6 protein-coding genes are annotated in these 4,039 nt (G+C 44.0%); all 6 read right to left on the bottom strand.

The window, feature by feature from the left end; translation table 11 throughout:
• Positions 1-33: 33 nt before the first annotated feature.
• The gene (locus tag ACR2PX_RS00140) at positions 34-381 is read right to left on the bottom strand and encodes a hypothetical protein (protein ID WP_433997337.1); all 348 of its coding nucleotides are present in this window, start codon (positions 379-381) and stop codon (positions 34-36) included.
• A 110-nt stretch (positions 382-491) separates the two neighbouring features.
• Positions 492-788 carry a YrhB domain-containing protein gene (locus ACR2PX_RS00135; protein ID WP_433997336.1) on the bottom strand — a complete coding sequence of 99 codons (297 nt, stop codon included), beginning with the start codon at positions 786-788 and terminating at the stop codon, positions 492-494.
• Between the two features lie 505 nt (positions 789-1,293).
• Positions 1,294-1,638 (bottom strand): hypothetical protein, encoded by a 345-nt coding sequence (locus ACR2PX_RS00130; protein WP_433997335.1) that lies wholly within the window; start codon positions 1,636-1,638, stop codon positions 1,294-1,296.
• Between the two features lie 5 nt (positions 1,639-1,643).
• Positions 1,644-2,072 (bottom strand): hypothetical protein, encoded by a 429-nt coding sequence (locus ACR2PX_RS00125; protein ID WP_433997334.1) that lies wholly within the window; start codon positions 2,070-2,072, stop codon positions 1,644-1,646.
• Positions 2,073-2,674: 602 nt separating this feature from the next.
• A complete protein-coding gene (locus tag ACR2PX_RS00120) occupies positions 2,675-3,013 on the bottom strand; it encodes a hypothetical protein (RefSeq protein WP_433997333.1) in 339 nt (112 codons plus the stop codon).
• Positions 3,013-4,039 (bottom strand): hypothetical protein (locus ACR2PX_RS00115; protein WP_433997332.1); only part of this gene is annotated, 1,027 nt, incomplete at its 5' end. The genes ACR2PX_RS00120 and ACR2PX_RS00115, both read right to left, overlap by 1 nt.

Genomic DNA, 4,039 nt, shown 5'->3' with positions numbered 1-4,039 from the left:
TCAAAACATAGACCGTCAGGCCACTTACCAGTGTCAGGAATTATTTGGGGATTGAAGGTTTGCAGGAGGTAGAAAGGTTACGGTGAGGTCAGTATGCATTCCCACGCTGGAGCGTGGGAACGAGTCAAATTTAAAGTTCATCTTTGATAGGAAAGAGCTTATATTTTCAGGATCGACTCTTAAGCAAGTTACCTCTCCAACATAGGCCGCAAAGCCGTCATTATCATCAAAGGTATTTTGATAGTTAAATGATAGAACGGATGAGCATTGAATTACCCCTGCTGGCTCTCCCTCATTCATATCAATAAACTTTAAAGTCACCCTTTTCCCATCTGAGGAAAAGATGACTTCATCAATATTTACATTACTAAATAATTCCATAACTTTAATTAGGCTTAAGTGGTTCCATAAAGTTTGTCAGTGAGATGTTAGAAACCGTGATTCAACAACAGATATAAACCCAGCCAAAAGGTTGGGTTTATATCTGCTAATTAAGTTGACTGGGGGTTATAACTTGATATGTGATCCTGAATATATTTATCAAGTGGCTTAGCTGTCCCTGTGACATGTAGGGTCTCATCCCTATTATCAAACAGCACAGGCGCATTTCCTGCTATAGCATACGCCAACTGCTGCGTCTCCAAAAAGATTTTAGAGTCGTAGCAAAATACCCAGCCTACTTCTATTTCTACTACATCTTCATCCACTATAACAAGTTCATCATCTCCATTTCCATATCGCTCGTTAATGAACTCTAGAACTATTTTTTTTGCCTCACTATATTCCACAATAAAACCTCAACTAATTGTTGACTCGTTCCCACGCTCCCGCGTGGGAATGCATACGTGACTGCCAAAGTACTCAAAATTAATCATGAGTAAAAGTCGATACCAACTAAAACAGCCAGGCCCACCTTATTTTATGGCGGTAGACGTGCTGCACTGGAGCTCGGCTTTACCAGACCAGAGAGCGTAACCATACCTCTAAACTCAATGAGGCATCTGATGAATCTGGAGCATGAGAATCCATGCTTATGTCATTCATGAAAATTATGTACCTCTTCTAGCCCAAAGCCCAGAGCTGAAGAAAGACAGCAGAGCAACATTCAAAACATAGACCGTCAGGCCACTTGCCAGTGTCAGGAATTATTTGGGGGTTGAAGGTTTGCAGGAGGTAGAAAGGTTACGGTGAGTTCAGTATGCATTCCCACGCTGGAGCGTGGGAACACAGCCCAAGTCTGACATGCCTTTATGGACGCCTGCACCGCGTGATCAATAGGGAAGCTTTTAGAATTTACCTCGAAAACAACCCCTTAAGTATTTTTCCGCTCACCCCTTTGGCCACGACCCCCCCCCCCTCTTCAGACTCCAAACTCTCGGTCAATTCAAGCAAGCGCTTAAACAACAGCTTTCTACCTTCGTCTCTTAATACTTCATCAAGTTCAATATCCTTTAATCCAGGAGGGAGATTTTCATAAATATCACACCATTTTTTGCAGGATACCAATAACCATTCAACATCCTCGCCACTTTCTATTAGCTCTTGAAATTGAACCGTTATCGCCTGAAGCCAATTTTCTAGATCAGAATCTTTTATAAAAACATGATTACCCGAAAATCGCACAGCGCTTGTAGCCATTTAACTTACCTCAAATACTGGATTTTAGTTTGTGAGTTTATGAGAGCCTCTTGCATCGTCTTAAATACTTCATCATTCAATCCCTTCGTATCAATTATATGAATATCTACAGCCTTATTTGCCTCAACATGCTTGAGAATATTCTCAGTAGCCTTTTGTTGATATTCAAGCTTCAAGGGTTGAAGGTTTTTATCTAAAAACGGACCTTTTAAAGATATTTTCCCGAAGCCTGTGGGATCAAGAAAATCAACACCTTCAATGTTTGATGGCTCGAACCGTCTTCCCAACGCCTGCTCTGCACGTGTTACACCATGAGCTTCTATCATGCTGAACTTTTTCTGTTCGTGGTTCCAACTTAATTGCCTATAACGCAAAGTCTCTTGCATTCGCTGAAGAGCTTCTTGCTTAAATTGACTGCCTTGAGCAACACCCACTCTCTGCAACTTACCCTTACTAATTGGCCTTCGCACCTCAGATGTTTTAGGCAGTTGGCTCGTTCCCACGCTCCCGCGTGGGAATGCATACGTGACTGCCAAAGTACTCGAAATTAATCATGGGTAAAAGTCGATACCAACTCAAACAGCCAGACCCACCTTATTTTATGGCGGTAGACGTGCTGCACTGGAGCTCGGCTTTTACCAGACCATAGACGTAACTGCTCAAAAAGTGTAGGCGATTTTTCAGATCAGTCAGCTACAGCCCAGTAACATTAAGGGTGGCATCTGAAAATGTGCAATTTCACCTACACTTTTTGAGCAGTTACCCATAGACCGTAACCATACTTCTGAACTCAATGAGGCATCTGATGAATTTGGAGCATGAAAATTCATGCTTATATCATTCATGAAAATTATGTACATCTTCTGGCCCAAAGCCCAGAGCTGAAGAAAGACAGCAGAGCAACATTCAAAACATAGACCGTCAGGCCACTTGCCAGTGTCAGGAATTATTTGAGGATTGAAGGTTTTCAGGTGGTAGAAAGGTTACGGTGAGGTCAGTATGCATTCCCACGTTGGAGCGTGGGAACGAGTCAGTCCTAATCAAGCTGTTTGAAACACAACTTACTATCATAACGTTTAACAAGTTCCTGTAATAGAAATTCGTAAACTGAATTTGATGCATTATCCGAAGGTAAAAAAAAGATTTTGGATAGGTGATACTTTTTACCCAAATCATCATTTACCAACTTCAATCCAGAAAGAACTTGCTCTAAGACTTGCGAAGATGATGACTTAACTATCGCACCCTGTTTAACATCCCACTCAACAACGTCTACATTTACTTCATGTTCCGAAAAACTGATACCGAGAATGTTATCCTGAGAACCAGTCATTCGAGCAACTTTATAAACATCACCATCTTTTACAAATTGCATTATTCAGCCTCCCAAGGAAAACCACTCCAACGCCAATCAACCCTGTCATGTGCTTCACTATAGCCAGATTTGTGCTTCTGCTCATACCACTTTTCAGCAGTTTCATGTTTTAGCCATGTAATATCTGCGTTAGTATGAGTTCCTCTTTCTAATCGCTTCCATGCCTGAGCCTGCTCGATCGTGCTACCGAACCTTCCTAACGTAGCTGGAATCCCTTGATCTACATAACGATCTAGTAAATGCTCATTATAGAAAACATGATCTTTTACTTTTTGGATATTTTCAGATTTAAAGCCCGTACTTGATGCAATTGCAGATACATCTGAATCGCTTGCCCTAATCGCATCATACAGTTCATCTGCTGAGGCTGTATAACCTCCACCACCAGTTTGTTTCAATGGCGATGAGTTTGGAACAATCCTCTCACCCTGCATCATACCCTTATCAACCGGTCTCTGCACCTCGACTGCTTTAGCCAGCTTAAAACCCAACTTCACCAATACCCCAGCCGCCAGATTCTCACCTGCCACCCAGGCTAAGGACCTGCTCCGCTCCAGCAACAGGCTGCGCTCCCCTGGATGAGTGTCGGGATCAAAAGAGTCAGCCACTCGCTGAGCCGGGTCTTCCCGGTTCGGGTAGTTCCATTCTTCAGCGCCCTGTTGCGCTTCTGCCAGCCCCAGAGTACTGCCAGTGGCTGCCAGGGCCAGCCCCGCCCCACAGCCCACACCCGCTGTTGCGGTGCAGACACCGGTCCCGGTTAACCAGCTGCCAGCAACAATGCCAGCACCCGATAACATACGAGTCAGCCCGATCCACCGCTGTACCCCGGTGTCGTATTGACTAAGCCAATCCTCCGTACGATCTCGTGTGGAATATGCTTCAAAACCAGCCCTTTCCAGTGCTTCCACTTCCCTGATACAGACTTGCCCTGTCTGCTCCAGTGTCAAAAAGGTTTGGTAGGCAGGATGATCTTCGGGAATGCCACGGGAACATTGCGTTCTGGAGCATGCGGCTGCCAGCCATAGA

Source organism: Endozoicomonas sp. (assembly GCF_051008435.1).
GTDB lineage: Bacteria > Pseudomonadota > Gammaproteobacteria > Pseudomonadales > Endozoicomonadaceae > Endozoicomonas_A.
This window is presented reverse-complemented; position numbering and strand designations above follow the sequence as displayed.